At 63.1% G+C, this 22,883-nt stretch carries 22 protein-coding genes; 14 read left to right on the forward strand and 8 right to left on the reverse strand.

All coding sequences use genetic code 11. The annotated features are described in order from the left end of the window. Nucleotides 1–5: 5 nt before the first annotated feature. The gene (gene gatA / locus GDH07_RS02830) at nucleotides 6–1,457 is read right to left on the reverse strand and encodes an Asp-tRNA(Asn)/Glu-tRNA(Gln) amidotransferase subunit GatA (RefSeq protein ID WP_085596324.1); all 1,452 of its coding nucleotides are present in this window, start codon (nucleotides 1,455–1,457) and stop codon (nucleotides 6–8) included. A 16-nt stretch (nucleotides 1,458–1,473) separates the two neighbouring features. Beyond that, entirely contained in the window at nucleotides 1,474–1,761 is a 288-nt protein-coding gene (gene gatC, locus GDH07_RS02835; protein WP_022642307.1) for an Asp-tRNA(Asn)/Glu-tRNA(Gln) amidotransferase subunit GatC, read from the reverse strand. A gap of 211 nt (nucleotides 1,762–1,972) precedes the next feature. Between gatC and mreB the strand changes: the two genes are divergently transcribed. The 8 genes from mreB to tldD all read left to right on the forward strand — a co-directional run bounded on the left by mreB (nucleotide 1,973) and on the right by tldD (nucleotide 13,135). Continuing rightward, nucleotides 1,973–3,010, forward strand: a complete 1,038-nt coding sequence (gene mreB, locus GDH07_RS02840) for a rod shape-determining protein MreB (protein ID WP_022642308.1) — start codon at nucleotides 1,973–1,975, stop codon at nucleotides 3,008–3,010. A 142-nt stretch (nucleotides 3,011–3,152) separates the two neighbouring features. Next, the gene (gene mreC / locus GDH07_RS02845; RefSeq protein WP_343038209.1) at nucleotides 3,153–4,244 is read left to right on the forward strand and encodes a rod shape-determining protein MreC; all 1,092 of its coding nucleotides are present in this window, start codon (nucleotides 3,153–3,155) and stop codon (nucleotides 4,242–4,244) included. Next, a complete protein-coding gene (gene mreD / locus GDH07_RS02850; RefSeq protein ID WP_022642310.1) occupies nucleotides 4,244–4,735 on the forward strand; it encodes a rod shape-determining protein MreD in 492 nt (163 codons plus the stop codon). Before mreC ends, mreD begins: the two co-directional genes overlap by 1 nt. A 43-nt stretch (nucleotides 4,736–4,778) precedes the next feature. After that, complete coding sequence (locus GDH07_RS02855; RefSeq protein WP_152896640.1) at nucleotides 4,779–5,375, forward strand: Maf family protein; 597 nt, start codon at nucleotides 4,779–4,781, stop codon at nucleotides 5,373–5,375. Nucleotides 5,376–5,431: 56 nt separating this feature from the next. Beyond that, nucleotides 5,432–6,889 (forward strand): ribonuclease G, encoded by a 1,458-nt coding sequence (gene rng / locus GDH07_RS02860; RefSeq protein ID WP_022642312.1) that lies wholly within the window; start codon nucleotides 5,432–5,434, stop codon nucleotides 6,887–6,889. Between the two features lie 75 nt (nucleotides 6,890–6,964). Then, nucleotides 6,965–10,768 (forward strand): YhdP family protein, encoded by a 3,804-nt coding sequence (locus GDH07_RS02865; RefSeq protein ID WP_152896641.1) that lies wholly within the window; start codon nucleotides 6,965–6,967, stop codon nucleotides 10,766–10,768. 58 nt (nucleotides 10,769–10,826) lie between these two features. Continuing rightward, entirely contained in the window at nucleotides 10,827–11,666 is an 840-nt protein-coding gene (locus GDH07_RS02870; RefSeq protein WP_152896642.1) for a carbon-nitrogen hydrolase family protein, read from the forward strand. Nucleotides 11,667–11,692: 26 nt separating this feature from the next. Next, nucleotides 11,693–13,135, forward strand: coding sequence for a metalloprotease TldD (tldD, locus tag GDH07_RS02875; protein WP_031320895.1), 1,443 nt, complete (start codon nucleotides 11,693–11,695; stop codon nucleotides 13,133–13,135). Nucleotides 13,136–13,191: 56 nt separating this feature from the next. Here the strand turns inward: tldD and yjgA are convergent, their stop codons facing one another. After that, entirely contained in the window at nucleotides 13,192–13,713 is a 522-nt protein-coding gene (gene yjgA, locus GDH07_RS02880; RefSeq protein ID WP_022642316.1) for a ribosome biogenesis factor YjgA, read from the reverse strand. Between the two features lie 108 nt (nucleotides 13,714–13,821). Here yjgA and pmbA point away from each other — a divergent pair, with 108 nt between their 5' ends. From pmbA to GDH07_RS02910, 6 genes are all read left to right on the forward strand, one after another. Then, complete coding sequence (gene pmbA, locus GDH07_RS02885; RefSeq protein WP_152896643.1) at nucleotides 13,822–15,168, forward strand: metalloprotease PmbA; 1,347 nt, start codon at nucleotides 13,822–13,824, stop codon at nucleotides 15,166–15,168. A 164-nt stretch (nucleotides 15,169–15,332) separates the two neighbouring features. After that, a complete protein-coding gene (locus tag GDH07_RS02890; RefSeq protein WP_053134134.1) occupies nucleotides 15,333–15,728 on the forward strand; it encodes a hypothetical protein in 396 nt (131 codons plus the stop codon). Beyond that, the gene (locus GDH07_RS02895; protein WP_022642319.1) at nucleotides 15,721–17,097 is read left to right on the forward strand and encodes a class II fumarate hydratase; all 1,377 of its coding nucleotides are present in this window, start codon (nucleotides 15,721–15,723) and stop codon (nucleotides 17,095–17,097) included. The genes GDH07_RS02890 and GDH07_RS02895 overlap by 8 nt, the downstream gene beginning before the upstream one ends. Nucleotides 17,098–17,124: 27 nt before the next feature. Beyond that, nucleotides 17,125–17,568 carry a hypothetical protein gene (locus GDH07_RS02900; protein WP_022642320.1) on the forward strand — a complete coding sequence of 148 codons (444 nt, stop codon included), beginning with the start codon at nucleotides 17,125–17,127 and terminating at the stop codon, nucleotides 17,566–17,568. A 1-nt stretch (nucleotide 17,569) separates the two neighbouring features. Next, the gene (locus GDH07_RS02905; protein ID WP_152896644.1) at nucleotides 17,570–18,181 is read left to right on the forward strand and encodes a superoxide dismutase; all 612 of its coding nucleotides are present in this window, start codon (nucleotides 17,570–17,572) and stop codon (nucleotides 18,179–18,181) included. A 30-nt stretch (nucleotides 18,182–18,211) separates the two neighbouring features. After that, a complete protein-coding gene (locus GDH07_RS02910) occupies nucleotides 18,212–19,105 on the forward strand; it encodes a ZIP family metal transporter (RefSeq protein WP_031320901.1) in 894 nt (297 codons plus the stop codon). Between the two features lie 28 nt (nucleotides 19,106–19,133). Here the strand turns inward: GDH07_RS02910 and GDH07_RS02915 are convergent, their stop codons facing one another. From GDH07_RS02915 to GDH07_RS02935, 5 genes are all read right to left on the reverse strand, one after another. Then, on the reverse strand, nucleotides 19,134–19,406 hold the full coding sequence (locus GDH07_RS02915) for an HPr family phosphocarrier protein (RefSeq protein ID WP_022642323.1): 273 nt from the start codon (nucleotides 19,404–19,406) through the stop codon (nucleotides 19,134–19,136). A gap of 16 nt (nucleotides 19,407–19,422) precedes the next feature. Then, nucleotides 19,423–20,280: an RNase adapter RapZ gene (rapZ, locus tag GDH07_RS02920; RefSeq protein ID WP_011059266.1), complete on the reverse strand. Its 858-nt coding sequence runs from the start codon at nucleotides 20,278–20,280 to the stop codon at nucleotides 19,423–19,425. A 2-nt stretch (nucleotides 20,281–20,282) separates the two neighbouring features. After that, entirely contained in the window at nucleotides 20,283–20,747 is a 465-nt protein-coding gene (ptsN, locus tag GDH07_RS02925; protein ID WP_022642324.1) for a PTS IIA-like nitrogen regulatory protein PtsN, read from the reverse strand. Nucleotides 20,748–20,759: 12 nt separating this feature from the next. Then, the gene (gene hpf, locus GDH07_RS02930; protein WP_011059268.1) at nucleotides 20,760–21,065 is read right to left on the reverse strand and encodes a ribosome hibernation-promoting factor, HPF/YfiA family; all 306 of its coding nucleotides are present in this window, start codon (nucleotides 21,063–21,065) and stop codon (nucleotides 20,760–20,762) included. Between the two features lie 159 nt (nucleotides 21,066–21,224). Further along, nucleotides 21,225–22,718, reverse strand: coding sequence for an RNA polymerase factor sigma-54 (locus tag GDH07_RS02935; RefSeq protein WP_152896645.1), 1,494 nt, complete (start codon nucleotides 22,716–22,718; stop codon nucleotides 21,225–21,227). Nucleotides 22,719–22,883: the final 165 nt, after the last annotated feature.

The raw sequence follows: 22,883 nt of genomic DNA on the forward strand, positions 1-22,883 counted from the left end.
TCTCCTCAGAAGCCGGTTGGGGTGCGGGTGTGCCAGTCGGTGTGCAACTGGTACTGGTGCGCAACGTTGAGCAAGCGGCCTTCCTGGAAATACGGGGCAAGCAGTTGCACGCCCACCGGCAGGCCATCGACGAAACCTGCCGGCATGGACAGGCCCGGCAGACCGGCGAGGTTGGCGGTGATGGTGTAGACGTCTTCCAGGTACGCAGCGACCGGGTCGCTGTTCTTGGCGCCGAGTTTCCAGGCCGGGTTCGGCGTGGTCGGGCCGAGGATGACGTCGACTTCGTTGAAGGCGTTCATGAAGTCGTTCTTCACCAGGCGCCGGATCTTCTGCGCCTTGAGGTAGTAGGCGTCGTAGTAGCCGGCGGACAGCGCGTAGGCGCCGACCATGATCCGGCGCTGCACTTCGCTGCCGAAGCCTTCGCCACGGGAACGGGTGTACAGGTCTTCCAGATCCTTGGGGTTCTCGCACCGGTAGCCGAAGCGCACGCCATCGAAACGCGACAGGTTGGAGGAGGCTTCCGCCGGGGCGATCACGTAGTACGCCGGGATCGCGTGCTGCATGTTCGGCAGGCTGATTTCCTTGATCACCGCACCGAGCTTCTCCAGCTCCTTGATGCTGGCGTGGATCAGGTCGGCGATGCGCGGGTCGAGGCCGGCGCTGAAGTACTCCTTCGGCACGCCGATGCGCAGGCCCTGCAGCGAGCCGTTGAGGCTGGCGCTGTAGTCGGGCACGGGTTCATCGATGCTGGTGGAGTCGTTCGGATCGAAGCCGGCCATGCCTTGCAGCAGGAGCGCGCAGTCTTCGGCTGTGCGTGCCAGCGGGCCGCCCTGGTCGAGGCTGGAGGCGTAGGCGATCATGCCCCAGCGGGACACGCGACCATAGGTCGGCTTCAGGCCGGTGAGGTTGGTGAAGGCCGCAGGCTGGCGAATCGAGCCACCGGTATCGGTGGCCGTTGCGGCCGGCAGCAGGCGTGCGGCCACGGCTGCGGCGGAACCGCCGGACGAACCGCCCGGCACGTGCTCGAGGTTCCACGGGTTCTTCACCGCGCCATACCAGCTCGACTCGTTGGCCGAGCCCATGGCGAATTCGTCCATGTTGGTCTTGCCCAGGGTCACGGTACCGGCGGCGGCCAGCTTGGAGACCACGGTGGCGTCGTAGGGCGCCTTGAAGTTGTCGAGCATCTTCGAGCCACAGCTGGTGCGGATGCCCTGGGTACAGAACAGGTCCTTGTGGGCGATCGGCGCGCCCAGCAGGGCACCGCTCTCGCCATTTGCGCGACGGGCATCGGCGGCCTTGGCCTGGGTCAGCGCGAGGTCTTCGGTGAGGCTGATGAAGCTGTTGATCTGCGGGTCGAGCTGGGCGATGCGCGCCAGCAGGGTCCGGGTCAGTTCTTCGGAGGAGAATTTCTTGTCGGCGAGTCCGCGGGCGATCTCGGCCAGGGTCATGTGGTGCATTGCAGGCTCTTTCCCTTTAGTCGATGACTTTCGGAACCAGGTACAGGCCGTTTTCGACCGCTGGCGCGATGGACTGGTAGGCCTCGCGATGATTGGACTCGGTCACAACGTCTGCGCGCAGGCGCTGGCTGGCTTCCAGGGGGTGGGCCAGCGGCTCGATACCGTCGGTATCGACTGCCTGCATTTCATCTACCAGCCCCAGAATGCTGTTCAGGGCGGAGGTGATGTGTGGAAGATCGCCTTCATTGAGCTTGATGCTGGCCAAATGAGCGATTTTTTCCACATCGGAGCGTTCAAGCGCCATGGGATTCTCCAGTGGAAAACAAAAGCGGAAATCGTCCGCGTGTCAGATTGTCGGAACACTACCGTATTTCTACGGTCTTACGGCCGCGATTGTGGGGGTTGGTGCACAGAAAAGGCGCCAATTTAACATATTGGCGCCTTGCCCAAAATCCCTGTCGTTGTTAGAGTTTGCCGCACTTTTTTACCCACGCGTTGCCTAGGGTCCCTTTCCCATGTTCAAGAAACTGCGTGGCATGTTTTCCAGCGATCTTTCCATTGACCTGGGCACTGCCAACACCCTTATTTACGTGCGCGAGCGCGGTATTGTCCTGAATGAACCATCTGTCGTAGCCATCCGGACCCACGGTAATCAGAAAAGTGTTGTGGCGGTTGGTACCGAAGCCAAGCGCATGCTCGGTCGTACTCCGGGCAACATTGCTGCCATTCGTCCGATGAAAGATGGCGTGATCGCCGATTTCAGCGTCTGCGAAAAGATGCTGCAGTACTTCATCAACAAGGTTCATGAAAACAGCTTCCTGCAGCCCAGCCCTCGTGTGCTGATCTGCGTTCCATGCAAGTCCACCCAGGTTGAGCGTCGTGCCATCCGTGAATCGGCCCTTGGCGCCGGTGCCCGTGAAGTGTTCCTGATCGAAGAACCGATGTCCGCCGCTATCGGCGCCGGCCTGCCGGTCGAGGAAGCCCGTGGCTCGATGGTCGTGGATATCGGTGGCGGTACCACCGAGATCGCCCTGATCTCCCTGAACGGCGTGGTCTATGCCGAGTCCGTCCGTGTCGGCGGCGACCGCTTCGACGAAGCCATCGTCACCTACGTGCGCCGCAACTACGGCAGCCTGATCGGCGAATCCACCGCCGAGCGCATCAAGCAGGAAATCGGTACCGCCTACCCGGGCGGTGAAGTGCGCGAAGTCGACGTGCGCGGCCGTAACCTGGCCGAGGGCGTGCCACGTGCCTTCACCCTGAACTCCAATGAAGTGCTGGAGGCTCTGCAAGAGTCCCTGGCCGCCATCGTTCAGGCAGTGAAGAGCGCCCTGGAGCAGTCGCCTCCGGAGCTGGCTTCGGATATCGCCGAGCGTGGCCTGGTGCTGACCGGTGGTGGCGCGCTGCTGCGTGACCTGGACAAGCTGCTGGCCCAGGAAACCGGCCTGCCGGTGATCGTCGCCGAGGACCCGCTGACCTGTGTCGCCCGCGGCGGTGGCCGTGCATTGGAAATGATGGACAAACACACCATGGACCTGCTCTCCAGCGAATAACTTCGCTGTCGGCATCTATGCTGTTGCGCTCACAGGCAGCACTTTGCAGTGCTGCCTGTCGCGTTTATCTTCTGTCAATCTGCACCCAGGCCGGTTCGACGCCTTATGAATAGACACAACATTTGCCCGGGAGGAGCGGCTTATTAAACCGCTTTTCGCCAAAGGCCCCTCATTGGGCGTGCGCCTCCTCGTGCTGGTCGTGCTGTCGATCACGCTGATGGTGGTCGACGCGCGCTTCACACTGCTCAAGCCGGTGCGTAGCCAGATGTCGCTGGTGCTGATGCAGTCCTACTGGATCACCGATCTGCCGCAACGGCTATGGCAAGGCGTGGCCAGCCAATTCGGCAGTCGCACCGAACTGGCCGCTGAAAACGAAAAACTCAAGACCGAGAACCTGCTGTTGCAGGGGCGCCTGCAGAAGCTTGCTGCCCTGACCGAGCAGAACGTACGTCTGCGCGAGCTGCTCAATTCCTCGGCACTGGTCAACGAAAAGGTCGAAGTGGCCGAGTTGATCGGCATGGACCCCAATCCCTTCACCCACCGCATCCTGATCAACAAGGGTGAGCGCGACGGCGTGTTCCTCGGCCAACCGGTGCTCGATGCCCGGGGCCTGATGGGCCAGGTAGTGGAGCTGATGCCCTATACCTCGCGCGTCCTGTTGCTCACCGACACCACCCACAGCATTCCCGTGCAGGTCAATCGCAACGGCTTGCGCGCCATCGCCAGCGGCACCGGCAATCCGGAGCGCCTGGAACTGCGCCATGTGGCCGATACCGCAGACATCAAGGAAGGCGACCTGCTGGTCAGCTCCGGCCTGGGGCAGCGTTTCCCCGCCGGCTACCCGGTGGCCACCGTCAAGGAAGTGATCCACGACTCCGGCCAGCCGTTCGCTATCGTTCGCGCGGTGCCCACCGCGGCGTTGAACCGCAGTCGCTACCTGCTGCTGGTGTTCAGCGATTCGCGTACCGCCGAAGAGCGCGCCAATGATGCGGCCCAGGCCCAGGAGGCCCAGGACCAGCAAGGTGGCGTCGTTGTGCCGGCCACGGTCGCCAAGCCCGCGGCAGCGCCTGCACCTGCAGCGGCCGCACCGGCCAACGCTCCTGCGGCAACTCCGGCGACCCCGGTCAAGCCCGCGGCCCATGCTCCGGCCAAGCCGGTCCACAAACCCGTGGTGAAACCGGCAGCCGCCAAGCCGCCAGCCGCAGCGCCGGCCACCACCGGAGGAAGAGAATAATGGCGGGCACTACCTATTCGAATAACGGCTGGATCGTCTGGCTGACATTCCTGGTGGGCATGTTGCTCAGCGTGTCGCCGATGCCGCAGTTCATGGAGATCCTGCGGCCCCTGTGGCTGGCCTTGCTGCTGGCATTCTGGAGCCTGGCCCTGCCGCACAAGGTGGGCATGGTCACTGCCTGGTGCCTGGGGCTGGCCATGGATGTGCTGTATGGCACGTTGCTGGGACAGAACGCGTTGATCCTGACCCTGATCACCTTCCTGGTGCTGTCCTTGCAGCAGCGCCTGCGGATTTTCCCGATGTGGCAGCAGAGCCTGGTGATCCTGGTGATCTTCGGCCTGGCGCAGCTGGTGCAACTCTGGCTCAGTGCCCTGACCGGCAACCGCCAGCCGACCCTGGCGGTGGTCCTGCCAGCCCTGGTCAGCGCCCTGTTGTGGCCTTGGGTCAGCTTCGGCCTGCGCGGTTTGCGCCGGCGTTTCAAGATCAACTGAGCCGGTCAGGCATTGGCCCGCACCTCGACAGGGAGATGTCTTGATGAATCCGCTCTACCTCGCTTCTGGTTCACCGCGTCGGCGTGAACTGCTCACCCAGATCGGCGTGCCGTTCACTGTCATCGGCGCGGACATCGATGAAACCCCGCTGGCCGCCGAAGCCCCTGCCGCCTATGTCGAACGCCTGGCCCGTGGCAAGGCGGCGGCCGGTCGCGCGGCACTGGCCAGCGATTCCACGGCCTGTGTCCTGGGCGCCGATACCGCAGTGGTGCTCGATGGCCGCATCCTCGGCAAACCGCGGGACCAGGCCGACGCCCTGGAGATGCTCATGGCGCTTTCCGGGCGCGAGCACGAGGTACTGACGGCAGTCGCCCTGCTCGACGGTCAGCGCAGTCAGGCGCGGGTGGTGCGCAGCCTGGTGCGGTTGCGCTCGATCAGCGAACAGGAGGCGACGCGCTACTGGGCCAGCGGCGAACCCCGGGACAAAGCCGGCGGTTATGCGATCCAGGGGCTTGCAGCGGTGTTTGTGGCAGGGCTCAATGGCAGCTATTCCGCCGTGGTCGGCTTGCCAGTGTGCGAAACCGCAGAGCTGCTCGGTGATTTCGGCATTTCCTGCTGGCAAGACGTTCCAGCGCAATAAGGCATTCAATCCGACCCATGCGGCCCTCCATGAACACGTCCGAACGAGACCTTGCCATGAGTGAAGAGATCCTGATCAACATCACACCGATGGAGTCGCGGGTGGCGGTGGTCGAAAACGGCGTGCTGCAGGAGGTCCACGTCGAGCGTACCCAGCGTCGCGGAATCGTCGGCAATATCTACAAGGGCAAGGTGGTGCGGGTCCTGCCCGGCATGCAGGCGGCCTTCGTCGACATCGGCCTGGACCGCGCGGCCTTCATCCATGCCTCGGAAATCTCCAGCCGCGAGGGCACGGCGGTGGAGAGCATCAGCGCCCTGGTCCATGAGGGGCAGAGCCTGGTGGTACAGGTCACCAAGGACCCCATCGGCACCAAGGGCGCGCGCCTGACCACCCAGCTGTCAATCCCGTCGCGCTACCTGGTGTACATGCCGCGTACCGCCCATGTCGGCATTTCGCTGAAGATCGAGGACGAGGCCGAGCGCGAGCGCCTCAAGCAGGTGGTCAGCGATTGCGTGGCCCAGGAGGGAATCCAGGAGGCCGGCGGCTTCATCCTGCGCACCGCCGCCGAAGGCGCCGGCGCCGACGAGATCATGATGGACATCCGCTACCTGCGCAGGCTCTGGGACCAGATTGGCGCACAGATCAAGACCATCGGTGCACCCAACGTGATCTACGAGGACCTGGGCCTGGCCCTGCGTACCTTGCGTGACCTGGTGAGCCCGAAGATCGAGAAGATCCGTATCGACTCCCGGGAAACCTTCCAGAAGACCACGCAGTTCGTTGCCGAGTTGATGCCGGAAATCGCCGACCGCCTGGAGCACTATCCGGGCGAACGGCCGATCTTCGACCTGTACGGGGTCGAGGACGAAATCCAGAAGGCCCTGGAGCGCAAGGTACCGCTCAAGTCCGGCGGCTACCTGGTGGTGGACCCGGCCGAGGCCATGACCACCATCGACGTCAACACCGGTGCGTTCGTCGGCCATCGCAATCTGGAAGAGACCATCTTCAAGACCAACCTGGAGGCGGCGACAGCCATCGCCCGCCAGCTGCGCCTGCGCAACCTGGGTGGGATCATCATCATCGACTTCATCGACATGGAAGACGAAGAGCACCAGCGCCAGGTGTTGCGGACCCTGGAGAAACAGCTGGAGCGCGATCACGCCAAGACCAACATCATCGGCATCACCGAGCTGGGACTGGTGCAGATGACCCGCAAGCGCACTCGGGAAAGTCTGGAACAGGTACTCTGCGAGCCCTGCAGCAGCTGTCAGGGGCGGGGTAAGTTGAAAACCCCGGAAACCGTCTGTTACGAGATATTCCGCGAAATCCTCCGTGAGGCCCGGGCCTACCAGGCCGAAGGTTATCGGGTACTGGCCAACCAGAAGGTGGTCGACCGCCTGCTCGATGAAGAGTCGGGCAATGTCGCGGAGCTGGAAGGTTTCATCGGTCGCACCATCAGGTTCCAGGTCGAAACCATGTATTCCCAGGAACAATACGACGTGGTGCTGCTCTGATTCCGCGTGTTCTACATGATTGGAAACGGCTGGCTTCAGCTTTTTGCATGACATTTGCCATGGGAGCCAACTGACATGGAGCGGCTGATCCGCTTGTTCACCACACTGGTCCGCTGGGGACTGGGCCTCTGTACGCTGGCACTGGTGGCGACCGCCCTGTACGTCAGCCTGGGCCGGGAACTGACGCCGCTGGTAGCCGAGTACCAGGCCGAGGTCGAGGCCAAGGTCCAGGACGCCGTCGGCCTGCCGGTGCATATCGGCAGCCTGGAGGGGCGCTGGAGCGGCCTGTCGCCGATCCTCCTGGCCCATGACGTGATGGTGGGCGAGGGCGCCAATGCCCTGCGCCTGGATCGGGTCAGCGTCGCCCCGGACATGCTCGGTAGCCTCTTGGCCCGCGACTTGCGGATCGGCCACCTGGAGCTCAGCGGCCTGAGCCTGAGCTTCAAGGAAGGCGCGGACGGCCAATGGCAGCTCGAAGGCCTGCCGGTGCAGCAAGACCAGCCCATGGAGCCGGAGCAACTGTTGTCGCGCCTGCAGCAACTGGCGGAACTCTCGGTGCTGGACAGTCAGGTCACCCTGTTGCCCCGTGACCACCAGCCCATCGCCTTGTCGTATGTCGGCCTCAATTTGCGCAGCGGATCCAGCCGCCAACGCCTGGACCTGCGCCTGAACCTGCCGGACGGCCAGCCCCTGGCCCTGAGCTTGCGCACGCGGATCCGCGCCGAGGCCTGGCGCGATGCCCAGGCCGACCTGTACCTGAGCCTGCCGCAGAGCGACTGGGCGCGTTGGCTGCCACCGCGCCTGACCCAGCAATGGAAGTTCTCGGAGCTCAAGGCCGGCGGCGAGCTATGGCTCAGCTGGGGCCAGCGCACCGTGCAGAGCGCAGCGCTGCGCCTCAATGCACCGCAACTGACCGGTGCCTACGCCGCGCGTACCCCGGTGACCCTGAAGAACCTGGCGCTCAACGCCAATCTGCAGCGCAATGCCCAGGGCCTCGAGGTGCAGTTGGACTCCCTGGCCTTGAACCTGGGCCAGACCCGCTGGGAGTCGCGCCTGCAATTGCAACAGCGCAATACCGGCGAGCAGAACGAAGAACTCTGGCACCTGCAGGCCGACCGCCTGGACCTGGCGCCCATCACCCCGATCCTCGATGCGCTGGCACCTTTGCCCGAGGGCGTAGCCACGGCTGTCGACCACCTGAAGGTCACGGGCGGGCTGCGCAATGTACTGCTGGACTACCGGCCCCAGGCCACGGGCGATGAGCGCCTGAGTTTCGCCGCCAACCTCGATCGTGTCGGTTTCGATGCCTATCACGGCGCTCCTGCTGCACGTAACGTCAGCGGCAGCATCAGCGGCAACCTGGGCAAGGGCGAGCTGCGCATGGACAGCAAGGACTTCTCCTTGCACCTGTACCCGATCTTCGCCAAGCCTTGGCAGTACATCCAGGCCAACGCGACGCTGACCTGGAAGCTCGACCAGGAAGGCTTCACCCTGATCGCTCCGTATCTCAAGGTGCTGGGCGAGGAAGGCAAGATCGCCGGCGACTTCCTGATCCGCCTGCACTTCGATCATGCCCAGGAAGACTACATGGACCTGCGGGTCGGCCTGGTGGACGGCGATGGGCGCTATACCGCCAAGTACCTGCCCCAGGTGCTCAACCCGGCGGTGGATGAATGGCTGCGCACGGCGATCCTCAAGGGTGCGGTGGACCAGGGGTTCTTCCAGTACCAGGGCTCGCTGAACCACGACGCCATCGAGGCCGCGCGCAGCATCAGCCTGTTCTTCAAGGTGCATGATGCCGAGCTGGCCTTCCAGCCGGGCTGGCCGCACCTGACCAAGGTCAACGGCGACGTGTTCATCGAAGGCAGCCGGGTGCGCATCGTCGCCAGCAAGGGCCAGTTGCTCGATACCAAGGTGCACGATGTGTTCGTCAACATCCCCCATGCGCCGGACGGGCAAAGCTCGCACATGTACATCGACGGCGATTTTGCCGGTGGCCTGGGCGATGGCCTGAAGATCCTCCAGCAGGCTCCGATCGGCACCGCCTCGACCTTCGCAGGGTGGCAGGGCGAGGGCGACCTGCAAGGCAAGGTGGACCTGGATATCCCCCTGGCCAAGGGCGAAGAGCCGAAGATCGTGGTGGATTTCAAGACCGACAAGGCCCGTCTCAAGCTCAGCGAACCGCCGCTGGAGCTGACCCAGCTCAAGGGCGACTTCCGCTTCGACAGCGCCAAGGGCTTGAGTGGCGAAGGGATCAGTGCCCAGGCATTCGAGCGGCCGCTGACGGCGCAGATCTTCGCCGATGGCCGCGCCGGCAAGCTCAATACCCGGGTGGTGGCCAAGGGACAGGTGGCGGTCAAGAAGCTTACCGACTGGTTGCAGGTCAGCCAGCCATTACCGGTGTCTGGCGAGTTGCCGTTCCAGTTGCAGCTGAACCTCGATGGCGCCGATAGCCAGCTGATGGTCAGTTCCAGCCTCAAGGGCGCCGCGGTGGACCTGCCGGCACCATTCGGCATGTCCGCCAATACCGGGCGCAACAGCGTGTTTCGCATGACCTTGCAAGGTGCCGAGCGTCGCTACTGGTTCAGTTACGGCGACCTGGCGGGCTTCACCTTCGCCGCCCCCAATGGCAAGTTCGCCGAAGGCCGGGGGGAGTTGTTCCTCGGTGGCAGCGAAGCCCAGTTGCCGACGGTCAAGGGCCTGCGGGTGCGAGGCGTGTTGTCGGAGCTGGATGTCGAGCCCTGGAAGGCCCTGGCCGACCGCTATGCCGGGCAAGACCCAGGAGGCAGCGCCAAGCAGCTGCTCAGCAGTGCGGACTTCAAGGTCGGCAAGCTCACGGCCTTCGGCAGCACCCTGGACCAGGTCAACTTGTTGCTGACCCGCAAGTCCAGCGCCTGGGAGCTGCAGATCGATAGCCAGCAGGCCAAGGGCAATGTCGGTATTCCCGATGCCAAGGCGGCGCCCATGGCCATCGACATGCAGTACGTCCGCCTGCCGGCTGTCGACCCGACGGTCCAGGCCGATGAAAACGCCCCTGACCCCCTGGCATCGGTGGATCCCAAGAATGTGCCGCCGCTGGACATCTCCATTGCCCAGCTGTTCCAGGGCCCGGACCTGATTGGCCGTTGGGCGCTCAAGGTCCGGCCTACACCCAAGGGCATGTCGTTCAATGGCTTGAACCTTGGACTCAAGGGTATGTTGCTCGAAGGCGAGGGTGGCTGGGAGGGGCAGGCGGGTGCCAGCAGCAGTTGGTACCGGGGACGCATCGGCGGCAAGAACCTGGCTGATGTACTCAAGGGCTGGGGCTTTGCCCCTACCGTCACCAGCGAGGACTTTCACTTGGACGTCGATGGCCGTTGGCCCGGTTCGCCGGCCTGGGTTGGCTTGAAGCGTTTCTCCGGCAGCCTCGATGCGACCCTGAACAAGGGGCAGTTCGTCGAGGTCGAGGGCGGCGCCCAGGCCCTGCGGGTATTCGGCTTGCTCAATTTCAACTCCATTGGCCGGCGCTTGCGCCTGGACTTCTCCGACCTGTTCGGCAAGGGCCTGAGCTACGACCGGGTACGGGGCGTGCTGGCGGCCAGCAACGGGGTGTATGTCACCCGTGAGCCCATCGCGCTCACCGGGCCATCGAGCAACCTGGAGCTCAACGGCACCCTGGACATGGTGGCCGACCGGGTGGACGCCAAGCTGCTGGTGACCCTGCCGGTGACCAACAACCTGCCGATCGCCGCCCTGATCGTCGGGGCGCCGGCGGTGGGTGGCGCGCTGTTCCTGATCGACAAGCTGATCGGCGATCGCGTGGCGCGGTTCGCCAGCGTCAAGTACAACGTCAAGGGGCCGTGGAAAGAGCCGAAGATCACCTTCGACAAGCCGTTTTGAGCATCTGCGGCTTGCGTCCATGGAGTAGCATGGCGCTCTACCCAATATGGAGTTCGCCATGTCCCTTGCGGTGATTCAAATGGTCAGCCAGAGCGATGTGCTGGCCAATCTGGCACAGGCTCGCGGCCTGTTGGAGCGAGCCGCTGCCGGCGGGGCGAAGCTGGCGGTGCTGCCGGAAAACTTCGCCGCCATGGGCCGCCGGGACATGGCCGCCGTCGGGCGTGCCGAAGCCCTGGGCGAAGGTCCGATCCTGCCCTGGTTGAAACAGGCCGCCCGCGACCTCAGGTTATGGATAGTCGCCGGTACCTTGCCGTTGCCACCCCAGGACCAGCCCGAGGCCAAATCCAATGCCTGCTCGCTACTGGTGGATGACCAGGGGCAAGTGGTGGCTCGCTACGACAAGCTGCACCTGTTCGATGTCGACGTGGCGGACAATCGCGGGCGCTATCGCGAATCCGATGACTATGCTCATGGGAACCGGGTGGTGGTGGCGGATACGCCGGTGGGGCGTTTGGGGCTGACAGTCTGCTACGACCTGCGTTTTCCCGAGCTCTACAGCGAATTGCGCGCTGCCGGGGCAGAGCTGATCACCGCACCCTCGGCCTTTACCGCCGTGACCGGGGCCGCCCATTGGGAGGTGCTGGTACGAGCCCGGGCCATCGAGACCCAGTGCTACGTGCTGGCGGCGGCCCAGGGCGGAGTGCACCCCGGCCCCCGCGAGACCTACGGGCATGCGGCGATCGTCGACCCTTGGGGGCGGGTGCTGGCCGAGCAGGAGCAGGGCGAAGGCGTGCTGCTGGCCGAGCGTGACAGCAGCGAACAGGCGTCCATCCGGGCGCGGATGCCGGTGTTCAGCCACCGGCGCATTTTCTCGCAAGGCGTTCAACGGCTTGCATAAGTACGACGAATTTAAGGCCAAAGCATATGAGCGGGTTGTTGTCCTCAGTCAGTGAACATCTTCTAGCCCCTGGCGGCGTGACCATCGAAAGCCTGCAAGGCGTGCTGGGCGACCTGGCAGGTCCGGGCATCGATGCTGCCGACCTGTACTTCCAGGGGCAGATCTCCGAGTCCTGGTCCCTGGAGGACGGGATCGTCAAGGAAGGCAGCTTCAACCTCGACCAGGGTGTCGGGGTGCGCGCCCAGTCCGGCGAGAAGACCGGTTTTGCCTATAGCAACGCCATCACCCTGGAGGCCCTGGGCCAGGCCGCTCGCGCGGCGCGTTCGATTTCCCGGGCCGGGCAGAACGGCAAGGTGCAGGCGTTTTCTACCCAGGACGTGGCACAACTGTATGCCCCGGACAATCCGCTGGAGGTCATCAGTCGTGCCGAGAAGGTCGAACTGCTCAAGCGCGTTGACGCTGCGACCCGAGCCCTGGACCCACGTATCCAGCAGGTCAGCGTGAGCATGGCCGGGGTCTGGGAACGGATCCTGGTGGCTTCCACCGATGGTGGTTTGGCGGCGGACGTACGGCCGCTGGTGCGCTTCAACGTCAGCGTCATCGTCGAGCAGAACGGCCGGCGCGAGCGCGGTGGCCATGGCGGTGGCGGGCGTACCGACTACCGTTATTTCCTCAGCGAGGACCGGGCCATGGGTTACGCCCGCGAGGCGCTGCGCCAGGCGCTGGTCAACCTGGAAGCGATTCCGGCTCCAGCCGGCACCTTGCCCGTGGTACTGGGCTCCGGTTGGTCCGGGGTGCTGCTGCACGAAGCCGTGGGCCACGGCCTGGAGGGCGACTTCAACCGCAAGGGCAGTTCGGCCTACAGCGGCCGGATTGGCGAGATGGTCGCCTCCAAGCTGTGCACCATCGTCGACGACGGCACCCTGGCCGAGCGCCGTGGCTCGCTTAGCGTGGACGATGAAGGCACTCCCACCCAGTGCACCACGTTGATCGAGAACGGCGTGCTCAAGGGCTACATGCAGGACAAGCTCAACGCGCGCTTGATGGGCGTGGCGCGCACCGGCAACGGTCGCCGCGAGTCCTACGCACACCTGCCGATGCCACGCATGACCAACACCTACATGTTGGGTGGCGAAAGCGATCCGGCGGAAATCATCGCCTCGGTGAAGAAGGGCATCTACTGCGCCAACCTCGGCGGCGGCCAGGTGGATATCACCAGCGGCAAGTTCGTGTTCTCCACCAGCGAGGCGTACCTGATCGAGGACGGCAAGATCACCGCGCCGGTCAAGGGGGCGACCCTGATCGGCAATGGCCCGGAAGCCATGAGCCGGGTATCGATGGTGGGCAACGACCTGTCCCTGGACAGTGGCGTCGGCACCTGCGGCAAGGACGGGCAGTCCGTACCGGTAGGCGTCGGCCAGCCAACTTTGAAGATCGATGCGATCACGGTGGGTGGCACAGGGGCGTGATTGGGCAAGGGACGGCTGGGCTGCCTGGGCTGCCTGGGCGGCCCAGCCGGAGCGGCTCAGCGCAGGCCGCGCTGGGTCTCGTCGATGTCGCGGATGTACTTGAAGATCTTGCGGCTGGTGGCAGGGGGCTTGTTATGGGCCACCTCATGCTGGGCCTGGCGGATCAGCGAGCGCAGTTGCTGGCGATCGGCCTCGGGATACTCGCTGACGAACTTGTCCAGCACGTCGTCGCCGCCGGCGATCAGGCGATCGCGCCAACGTTCCAGGTTATGGAAGCGTTCGTTGTACTGCCGGGTGGAGGCATCGAGTTGATCGAGCAACTGCAAGATGGCGTCGATGTCCTGGTCCCGCATCAGCTTGCCGATGAATTGCAAGTGGCGTTTACGGGCGATATGGGCGACATGCTTGGGGGCTTCCGCCAGGGCCCGGCGCAGGGCGTCGGTCAATGGCAGTTTGGCCTGCAGATCGGGTTTGAGAGTGGTAAGGCGCTCGCCGAGATCAACCAGAGCATGCAGCTCGCGTTTGACCTGGGTTTTGCTTTTCTCCCCATCGAGGGAGTCGTCGTAAGAATCAACCATGGTGGCAGTCCGCAAAGAAACGCCGCCATGATAACCAGTCGAGGGCCGCTTGTCCGGCCCGGTCGCTCGCCGGCCTTAATCGAAAGCAGAATTTGAGTGGAGAACACCATGAGTGCAGCACAAAGCGTCGGCCCACAAGCTTTGCCGGCCCTGCAGGAGCAAGTGGAGCAGATCATCGCCGAAGCGCGGCGCCAGGGAGCCAGTGCCTGTGAAGTGGCAGTATCCCTGGAACAGGGACTGTCGACCTCGGTGCGCCAGCGGGAAGTGGAGACCGTGGAGTTCAATCGCGACCAGGGCTTTGGCATCACCCTCTATGTAGGCCAGCGCAAGGGCTCGGCCAGCACCTCCGCCAGTGGTCCGGACGCTATCCGTGAAACCGTGGCCGCGGCCCTGGCGATCGCCAAGCACACTTCCGAGGACGAGGCCTCGGGCCTGGCCGATGCGTCCCTGATGGCTAGCGAGGTGCGGGACTTCGATCTGTTCCATGCCTGGGACATCACTCCCGAGCAGGCCATCGAGCAAGCCCTGGCCTGCGAGGCGGCGGCGTTCGCTGCCGATGCGCGAATCAAGAATGCCGACGGCACTACCCTGAACACCCACCAGGGTTGCCGGGTATATGGCAACAGCCATGGCTTCATCGGTGGCTACGCCTCTACCCGTCATAGCCTGAGCTGCGTGATGATCGCCGAGGCCGATGGCCAGATGCAGCGCGACTACTGGTATGACGTCAATCGCCAGGGCCAGTTGCTGGCGGATCCGGCGAGCATCGGCCAGCGCGCCGCCCAACGTGCCGCCAGTCGCCTGGGCGCTCGCCCGGTGCCTACCTGCGAAGTGCCGGTGCTGTTTTCCGCCGAGTTGGCCGGTGGTCTGTTCGGCAGCTTCCTGGGGGCGATTTCCGGCGGCAACCTGTACCGCAAGTCTTCGTTCCTGGAAGGCGCCCTGGGCCAGCAACTGTTCCCGCAATGGCTGACCATCGACGAGCGTCCGCACCTTCTGCGCGCCATGGGCAGCTCGGCCTTCGATGGCGACGGCCTGGCCACCTACGCCAAGCCTTTCGTCAAGGATGGCGAGTTGGTGTCCTATGTGCTTGGCACCTATTCGGGGCGCAAACTGGGTATGCCGAGCACCGCCAACGCCGGTGGGGTGCACAACCTGTTCGTCACCCATGGCGATGAAGACCATGCCGCCTTGCTGCGGCGCATGGGTCGAGGGCTGCTGGTCACCGAGCTGATGGGCCATGGCCTGAACATGGTCACCGGCGACTATTCCCGCGGTGCCGCCGGTTTCTGGGTCGAGAATGGTGAAATCCAGTTCCCGGTGCAGGAGGTGACCATTGCCGGCAACCTGCGGGACATGTTCAAGCAGATCGTGGCCGTGGGTAATGACTTGGAACTGCGCAGCAACATCCGCACCGGCTCGGTACTGATCGAACGCATGACCGTCGCTGGCAGCTGATCATCGTTTGTGTCTTCAGAACGCGCCGCCCTTTGGGTGGCGCGTTTTTTTATGCCTGGCATTTCCATGGCGGTGCAGGAGCTGGACAAAACCTGTACAAGCCAGATTGATTTGATTCTCAATATCATTTAATAATGAAAATCATTATTCAATGAGCCCAGGTCATGAGTTCTGCCTTGCACGAGCAGCCTTACCTTGAAAGCTGGCGCTGGATGAGCCGCCAGATCCGTTGCGCACTGGACCCGGACGAACCCCGTCTGATCGAGCATTACCTGGCCGAGGGGCGATATCTGGCCTGTTGCACGGCCATATCCGCCTGGACCGTTGCCGAAACCTCCTTCCGTTTGTTGATCGATACCGCGACCGATACCGCGTTGCCCTGGCACTGGCGCAGCTTGTGCCTGGACCAGGCGTGGCGACCTCTGCGCGATATGGAGCGGTTGTCGTTGTGCAAGTGCCGGCTCAAGCGCTGGCAAAGCCATGCCTGGCGACTGGCGACCTGTTCGCTGTTGCCTTCCATTCCCCTGATTGAACTGGTGCAAGGATTTCCCGATGAGTAATACCCGTATCGAACGCGACAGCATGGGCGAGTTGCAGGTCCCGGAGCAGGCGTTGTATGGCGCGCAGACCCAGCGTGCGGTGGATAACTTTCCTATCAGCGGGCAGCGCATGCCGCGGGCTTTCATCCGGGCGCTGATCCTGGCCAAGGCCGCGGCGGCCAGGGCCAACGTCGAGCTGGGCCAGATCAGCCAGTCCCAGGGCAAGGCCATCGTCGATGCCGCCCAGGGGCTGCTGGAAGGCGACTTCATGCAGCACTTCCCGGTGGATGTGTTCCAGACCGGTTCCGGTACCAGCTCCAACATGAATGCCAACGAAGTGCTGGCGACCCTGGCCAGCCGGTTGCTGGGCGAGGTGGTCAACCCCAATGACCATGTGAACTGTGGCCAGAGCAGCAACGACATCATTCCCACCACCATCCATGTCAGTGCCGCCCTGACCTTGCATGAGCAACTGTTGCCAGCCTTGGTGCACCTGGTCGAGGTCATCGAGCGCAAGGCGTTGGAGGTGCACTCGTTCGTCAAGACCGGCCGCACCCACCTGATGGATGCCATGCCGGTACGCATGAGCCAGGTGCTGGAGGGCTGGGCACAGCAGCTCAAGGCCAACATCGCGCATCTGCAGGATTTGCTGCCGAGCCTGCAGGCCCTGGCCCAGGGGGGGACTGCGGTAGGTACGGGAATCAACGCGCATCCGGAGTTCGCCGCGCGTTTCAGCCGGCAACTGAGCGAGCTGACCCAGGTGCAGTTCACCCCTGGCAAGAACCTGTTCGCCCTGATCGGCTCCCAGGACACCGCGGTAACCGTCTCCGGGCAACTGAAGGCAACGGCGGTTTCGCTGATGAAGATCGCCAACGACTTGCGTTGGATGAACTCGGGACCACTGGCCGGATTGGGGGAGATCGAGCTGGAGGGCTTGCAACCTGGTTCGTCGATCATGCCTGGCAAGGTCAATCCGGTGATTCCGGAGGCGACAGCGATGGTGGCGGCCCAGGTGATCGGCAACGACAGCGCCATTACCGTGGCCGGGCAGTCGGGTAACTTCGAGCTCAACGTAATGCTGCCGATCATTGCCCAGAACCTGCTGAGCAGTATCGAGTTGCTGGCCAACTCCAGCCGCCTGCTGGCAGACAAGGCCATCGCCAGCTTCAAGGTCAATGAAGCGAAGCTCAAGGAAGCGCTCTCGCGCAACCCGATCCTGGTGACCGCCCTCAACCCGATCATCGGTTACCAGAAGGCCGCGGAGATCGCCAAGACCGCCTACAAGCAGGGGCGTCCGGTGATCGATGTGGCACTTGAACACACCGATCTGTCGCGCAGCCAGCTGGAGGTCCTGTTGGATCCGGAGAAGCTCACCGCAGGTGGCGTGTAACCCCCGTTAGCGCTTTGGAGGTCGATCATGGAGCACTGGAAACGCACGATTGAAAGGGCCAATCGCCTGTTCATGCAGGATGAGCTGGTGGATGCCCGTGAGTTCTACCTGCAAGCGCTGGCATTGGCCCAGGTGCTGTTCGAGCGCTGGCCTGATGCCGACGAAGCGGTGGCGGCCTGCGTGATCTCCCACCACAACCTGGCGGACCTGCATTTACGCCTGAACCAGCCGGAGGAGAGCGCGGAATATCTCTGCGCTATCCACCAGCGGTTGTTGCAGACCATGCAAGACAACCGCTTGCCCCTGGCGCTGCGTGAAGCGGCCTTGCGCCAAAGCAGCAAGACCTACCTCGAGCTGCTCAATTTCATCGGTGAGCACGGCGCATATCCCCGTTCCCACCGCTTGCTGGACAACAACATTGAGTGCCTGTCTGCGGATAGGCACGGCAGCCCCTCTCATGGAGTGCACTGACATGTCCTTTACCTTGCCTGTTCTGCCGTATGCATACGATGCCCTGGAACCGCATATCGATGCGCAGACCATGGAAATCCACTACACCAAGCACCACCAGACCTACGTCAACAACCTCAACGCGGCGATAGAAGGTACCGAATGGGCCGAGTGGGGGGTGGAGAGACTGGTGGCGAGCATCCAGCAGTTGCCGGAGGGGTTGCGTGCCGCGGTGATCAACCAGGGCGGCGGGCACGCGAACCATTCGCTGTTCTGGGCGGTGATGACGCCTGCTGGCGGGGGCAAGCCCGATGGCGCACTGGCACAGGCCATTGACCGGCATTTGGGTGGGTTCGAGAGCTTCAAGGAGGCTTTCACCAAGGCCGCGCTGACCCGTTTTGGCAGCGGCTGGGCCTGGCTCAGCGTGACTCCGGAGAAAACCCTGGTAGTGGAGAGCAGTGGTAACCAGGACAGTCCGCTGATGAATGGCAATACACCGATTCTTGGCCTGGATGTGTGGGAACACGCCTACTACCTGCGCTACCAGAATCGCCGGCCCGAATACATCAATGCCTTCTATAACGTGATCAATTGGCCAGAAGTCGCCCAGCGTTACCACGCCGCGATGGCCTGATTTTTCCTTGGATAATAAATAAGGTCGACTATGGGCACAGAGACATTGGCGATCAGCAGCGGACGGATGTTTCGTTATGCCTTCGGTTCGCTGCTGCTGTTGGCGGGTACCGCATTGCTGGTGGCTCAGGGGCTCAACTGGCTGAACCTGGAACCGCGTTTGTTGCGTGCCTTGCAGGGCGGCGCGATCTGCGCCTTGGGCACTGCGCTGGGAGCGGTGCCGGTGCTGGTGATCCGCAAGATGCCGATCGCGGTGAGTGATACCTTGCTTGGCTTTGGCGCCGGAGTGATGTTGGCGGCGACGGCGTTTTCGCTGATCGTGCCGGGCATCGCAGCGGCCCAGGAGCTGGGACTGTCGGCCTGGGGCGCCAGTGGCCTGGTCTGTACCGGGATCATGCTGGGTGCCCTCGGCCTGTTCCTGGTGGACCTGAAGATTTCCGGCGGCAGTTCGGAGACCCTGGTGGGCACGCCGGAGCATCCAGTCATCGCACCGCGGATCTGGTTATTCGTCTTCGCCATCATTGCCCACAACATTCCCGAAGGCATGGCGGTCGGAGTGTCGGCCGGCGGCGGCATGGCCGATGCGGATAGCCTGGCCATGGGTATCGCGCTGCAGGATGTGCCGGAAGGGCTGGTGATCGCTCTGGTGTTGGCAGGTGCTGGAATGTCGCGAGTCAGGGCGTTCCTGATCGGCGCTGCTTCTGGCCTGGTAGAGCCAGTGTTCGCCCTGCTTTGTGCCTGGCTGGTGAGCTTGGCACAGGTGCTGTTGCCTTTGGGGTTGGCCCTGGCGGCCGGAGCCATGCTGTTGGTGGTGACTCATGAGGTGATCCCCGAGTCCCGGCGCAATGGTCACGAAAAGCTTGCCAGTCTTGGCTTGTGTATCGGCTTCTGCCTGATGATGGTAATGGACACGGCACTCTCCTGAGTGCCGGCTGGGCATTTCCCGGGCAGGCTTACTCGCCTTCGTCGAAGTAGTTGTTGATCAAGGCGACCAGGGCATCCAGCGCTTGCTGTTCCTGTTCGCCCTCGGTCTTGAGATGGATCTTGGTGCCCTTGCCGGCGGCGAGCATCATCATGGCCATGATGCTCTTACCATCGACCATGGATTCCGGCGTCCGGCCAGCGCGAATCTGGCAGGGGAACTGGCCGGCGACGCCGACGAACTTGGCTGAAGCGCGGGCATGCAGGCCCAGTTTGTTGATGATCTCGATTTCCAGAGCTGGCATCGCGGGGTAGATCCTTTCAGCTAAGGTCGCGGTGGCGAACCTGGACGTTCTTCAGGGATTTTTGCAGGACCTGGCCCAGGCGCTCGGTCAGGTACACGGAACGATGGTGCCCGCCGGTACAGCCGATGGCGATGGTCACGTAGGCGCGGTTGCTGGCGGCGAAGCGTGGCAACCACTTGAGCAGGTAGCTGGAGATGTCCTGGAACATCTCTTCGACATCCGGTTGCGCAGCCAGGTATTCGGCCACGGGAGCGTCCAGTCCGGATTGGGCGCGCAGTTCGGGTTTCCAGTACGGGTTGGGCAGGCAACGCACATCGAACACCAGGTCGGCGTCCACCGGCATGCCACGCTTGAATCCGAAAGATTCCACCAGGAAGGCAGTGCCTGGCTCGGGCTGGTTCAACAGCCGCAGCTTGATGGTATCCCGCAGTTGGTAGAGATTGAGGTTGGTGGTGTTGACCTTGAGGTCGGCCAGGTCGACGATCGGCCCCAATAGTTGGGTCTCGTCATGGATGGCCTCGGCCAGCGAGCGGTTGGCGCTGCTCAAGGGATGGCGCCGGCGGGTTTCCGAAAAGCGCTTGAGCAGGGTTTCCTCGTCGGCGTCCAGGTACAGCACATCGCACTGGATGTGCCGGCTGCGAACCTCTTCCAGCAGCTCCGGAAAGCGCGACAGGTGGCTTGGCAGGTTGCGGGCGTCGATGGACACCGCCACCAGCGGTTGCGCCAACTCGGTATGGATCAACGCGCGTTCGGCCAGCTCGGGCAGCAGGCCGGCTGGCAGGTTGTCGATGCAGTAGTAGCCGTGGTCCTCCAGAACATCGAGGGCGGTGCTTTTACCTGAGCCGGAACGGCCGCTGACGATGATCAAACGCATGGTTACCGACCGTTCTGTTCGTCCAGCACGACCTGGTACAAGGCTTCGTTGCTGGTGGCGCTGCGCAGCCGCTCACGAACTTCCTTGCGATCGAGCATGCTGGCGATCTGACGCAGCAGTTCCAGGTGCGCGTCGGTGGCGGCCTCCGGGACCAGCAGTACGAATAGCAGGTCCACGGGAGCGCCGTCGATGGCATCGAAGTCGATCGGAGCGTCCAGGTGCATCAGCGCGCTGATGGGGGACTCGCAGCCTTTGAGGCGGCAGTGGGGAATAGCGATGCCGTTGCCGAACCCGGTGGAGCCGAGTTTCTCGCGGGCGATCAGGCTCTCGAATACGTCCTGCATCTCCAGATCAGGCACTTCACGGCTGATCAGGTTGGCAATTTGTTCGAGGGCGCGTTTTTTACTGCCGCCCGGCACGTTCACCAGGGAACGGCCGGGGGTCAGGATGCTTTCAAGTCGGATCATGGGAGGGGAGTATCAGCGACCCGTGCCTTGGAGAAGGTGGAGTTGCTTTTCCTTATGCTTTTTCAGTTGGCGGTCAAGCTTGTCCGTGAGCAGGTCGATTGCGGCATACATATCGTCATGTTCTGCATTGGCGACGACCTCCCCACCGTGGATGTGCAGGGTCGCCTCGATTTTCTGCTTCAGCTTCTCGACGGCCATGGTGACCTGCACATTGGTGATCTTGTCGAAATGGCGTTCCAGTCGGTCGAGCTTCTCGCCGATGTAGACGCGCAGAGGTTCAGTCACTTCGAGTTGGTGTCCACTGATGTTGACTTGCATACAGCTTCTCCTTCGTTGCCAGTGCATAACGCGGCAGGCCGTTTTGCCTGCCACCTAGACTGTGTCTGAAACCAGCCTGCACATCGATCGGGCTACCTTGCCCGGTCATCGCTCGGCGGGTTTCAAGCACACTCCGAAACGCTGTGGCCAGCCCGGCGGCTACATCAACCGCTTGCGTTCGCTGGAAGGCGCGATCCCAAGGGATTCGCGGTACTTGGCGACGGTCCGGCGGGCTACCTGGATACCTTGTGCCTCCAGTAAACCAGCGATCTTGCTGTCACTCAACGGCTTTTTCTGATTTTCCGCAGCCACCAGTTTCTTGATGATCGCGCGGATCGCCGTGGACGAGCATTCACCGCCTTCGGAGGTGCTGACGTGGCTCGAGAAAAAGTATTTCAGCTCATATATGCCCCGTGGGGTATGCATGAATTTCTGCGTGGTCACCCGGGAAATCGTCGACTCGTGCATGCCCACCGCTTCGGCGATATCGTGCAGGACCAGGGGCTTCATCGCTTCGTCGCCGTACTCGAGGAATCCGCGTTGGTGCTCGACGATCTGGGTGGCGACCTTCATCAGGGTTTCATTGCGGCTCTGCAGGCTCTTGATGAACCAGCGGGCTTCCTGCAACTGGTTGCGCATGAAGGTGTTGTCCGCACTGGTATCGGCGCGGCGCACGAACCCGGCGTACTGGGCGTTGACCCGCAGGCGTGGCACGGATTCCTGGTTCAGCTCCACCAGCCAGCGTTCGTTGTCCTTGCGCACGATGACGTCAGGAACCACGTACTCGGCTTCGCTGGACTCGATCTGCGAACCCGGGCGCGGGTTGAGGCTCTGGACCAGTTCGATGACCTGGCGCAGTTCGTCTTCCTTGAGCTTCATGCGGCGCATCAGTTGGCTGTAGTCGCGGCTGCCCAGCAGGTCGATGTAGTCGTTGACCAGGCGCTGGGCCTCGGCCAGCCAAGGGGTTCTCGCCGGCAACTGGCGCAGTTGCAGCAGCAGGCATTCGCCCAGGCTGCGGGCGCCGATGCCGGCCGGCTCGAATTGCTGGATGCGATGCAGCACGGCCTCGACCTCATCCAGCTCGATATCCAGCTCGGGGTCGAAGGCTTCGAGAATCTCTTCCAGGGTTTCGTCCAGGTAGCCCTGGTTGTTGATGCAGTCGATCAGGGTCACTGCGATCAGGCGGTCGGTGTCCGACATCGGGGCCAGGTTCAGCTGCCAGAGCAGGTGGCTCTGCAGGCTTTCGCCAGCCGAGGTGCGGGTGGTGAAGTCCCACTCGTCATCATCGCTGCTGGGCAGGCTGCTGGCGCTGGTCTGGTACACATCTTCCCAGGCGGTATCCACCGGCAGCTCGTTGGGGATGCGTTCGTTCCATTCGCCGTCCTCGAGACTGTCCACCGTCTGGGTGGTTTCCTGGTAGGAGGGTTCCTGGATCTCGGTGTTGGGTTTGGACTCGGTGTTGTCGGCCAGGGGGTCGCTGTTGTCGAAGTCGTCGCCGTCTTCCTGGCGTTCGAGCATCGGGTTGGACTCCAGGGCTTCCTGGATTTCCTGTTGCAGGTCCAGGGTCGACAGTTGGAGCAGGCGGATGGCCTGTTGCAGCTGCGGTGTCATCGTCAGCTGCTGGCCCATTCTCAGGACTAGCGATGGTTTCATGGCAGGGGCTTAACACCTTAATTGCCGGCGCACATGCGCCATCCACTACAGGGCGCCGGAGCGCCAAACATAAGCAAATTATATGCCTGAAACTGAAGTGTTTGCCTAGAGCGCTGTAACAATAAAGTTTGTGGGGTTTTATCGTTCCCAGCGCCCAGGCAATGG

It is taken from the genome of Pseudomonas piscis, from assembly GCF_009380155.1.
Lineage (GTDB): Bacteria > Pseudomonadota > Gammaproteobacteria > Pseudomonadales > Pseudomonadaceae > Aquipseudomonas > Aquipseudomonas piscis.

Bases quoted from the DNA above. Each gene is read 5' to 3' on its own strand.
- gatA (WP_085596324.1), bottom strand. From the start codon at position 1,457: ATGCACCACATGACCCTGGCCGAGATCGCCCGCGGACTCGCCGACAAG.
- gatC (WP_022642307.1), bottom strand. From the start codon at position 1,761: ATGGCGCTTGAACGCTCCGATGTGGAAAAAATCGCTCATTTGGCCAGC.
- mreB (WP_022642308.1), top strand. From the start codon at position 1,973: ATGTTCAAGAAACTGCGTGGCATGTTTTCCAGCGATCTTTCCATTGAC.
- mreD (WP_022642310.1), top strand. From the start codon at position 4,244: ATGGCGGGCACTACCTATTCGAATAACGGCTGGATCGTCTGGCTGACA.
- GDH07_RS02855 (WP_152896640.1), top strand. From the start codon at position 4,779: ATGAATCCGCTCTACCTCGCTTCTGGTTCACCGCGTCGGCGTGAACTG.
- rng (WP_022642312.1), top strand. From the start codon at position 5,432: ATGAGTGAAGAGATCCTGATCAACATCACACCGATGGAGTCGCGGGTG.
- GDH07_RS02865 (WP_152896641.1), top strand. From the start codon at position 6,965: ATGGAGCGGCTGATCCGCTTGTTCACCACACTGGTCCGCTGGGGACTG.
- GDH07_RS02870 (WP_152896642.1), top strand. From the start codon at position 10,827: ATGTCCCTTGCGGTGATTCAAATGGTCAGCCAGAGCGATGTGCTGGCC.
- tldD (WP_031320895.1), top strand. From the start codon at position 11,693: ATGAGCGGGTTGTTGTCCTCAGTCAGTGAACATCTTCTAGCCCCTGGC.
- yjgA (WP_022642316.1), bottom strand. From the start codon at position 13,713: ATGGTTGATTCTTACGACGACTCCCTCGATGGGGAGAAAAGCAAAACC.
- pmbA (WP_152896643.1), top strand. From the start codon at position 13,822: ATGAGTGCAGCACAAAGCGTCGGCCCACAAGCTTTGCCGGCCCTGCAG.
- GDH07_RS02890 (WP_053134134.1), top strand. From the start codon at position 15,333: ATGAGTTCTGCCTTGCACGAGCAGCCTTACCTTGAAAGCTGGCGCTGG.
- GDH07_RS02895 (WP_022642319.1), top strand. From the start codon at position 15,721: ATGAGTAATACCCGTATCGAACGCGACAGCATGGGCGAGTTGCAGGTC.
- GDH07_RS02900 (WP_022642320.1), top strand. From the start codon at position 17,125: ATGGAGCACTGGAAACGCACGATTGAAAGGGCCAATCGCCTGTTCATG.
- GDH07_RS02905 (WP_152896644.1), top strand. From the start codon at position 17,570: ATGTCCTTTACCTTGCCTGTTCTGCCGTATGCATACGATGCCCTGGAA.
- GDH07_RS02910 (WP_031320901.1), top strand. From the start codon at position 18,212: ATGGGCACAGAGACATTGGCGATCAGCAGCGGACGGATGTTTCGTTAT.
- GDH07_RS02915 (WP_022642323.1), bottom strand. From the start codon at position 19,406: ATGCCAGCTCTGGAAATCGAGATCATCAACAAACTGGGCCTGCATGCC.
- rapZ (WP_011059266.1), bottom strand. From the start codon at position 20,280: ATGCGTTTGATCATCGTCAGCGGCCGTTCCGGCTCAGGTAAAAGCACC.
- ptsN (WP_022642324.1), bottom strand. From the start codon at position 20,747: ATGATCCGACTTGAAAGCATCCTGACCCCCGGCCGTTCCCTGGTGAAC.
- hpf (WP_011059268.1), bottom strand. From the start codon at position 21,065: ATGCAAGTCAACATCAGTGGACACCAACTCGAAGTGACTGAACCTCTG.
- GDH07_RS02935 (WP_152896645.1), bottom strand. From the start codon at position 22,718: ATGAAACCATCGCTAGTCCTGAGAATGGGCCAGCAGCTGACGATGACA.